Origin of the sequence: Paraburkholderia sp. EG286B, assembly GCF_040965655.1 — a bacterium.
Taxonomy (GTDB): Bacteria; Pseudomonadota; Gammaproteobacteria; order Burkholderiales; family Burkholderiaceae; genus Paraburkholderia.
The window spans coordinates 1-384 of record NZ_JBFRCF010000190.1 but is presented as its reverse complement, the minus strand read 5'-3'; the positions used below and the strand labels follow the sequence as shown (position 1 = coordinate 384).

The window sequence follows — 384 nt, the reverse complement described above, 5'->3', positions numbered from 1 at the left end:
GGGTGGCGCTCTCGGGCGACCCCGAGGACATCTACAAGACCGATGCCAAGCTCAAGGAGCTGATCCCGGACGATCCGCACCTGCACAACTGGCTCGACATGGCGCGCGAGCGCATCGCGTTCCAGGGCCTGCCCGCGCGTATCTGCTGGGTGGGCGTGAAGGATCGCTACCGTCTGGGCCAGGCGTTCAACGAAATGGTCAGGAACGGCGAGCTGAAGGCGCCCATCGTGATCGGCCGCGACCACCTCGACACCGGTTCGGTGGCGAGCCCGAACCGCGAAACGGAATCGATGAAGGACGGCTCGGACGCGGTGAGCGACTGGCCGCTGCTCAATGCGCTGCTGAACACGGCGGGCGGCGCGTCGTGGGTGTCGCTGCACCACG

Annotated in this window: 1 pseudogene; it reads left to right on the top strand. The window is 67.2% G+C overall.

Annotation, left to right across the window (positions count from 1 at the left end):
• A pseudogene (locus AB4Y42_RS44360) lies at positions 1–384 on the top strand (urocanate hydratase); the annotation flags it as partial.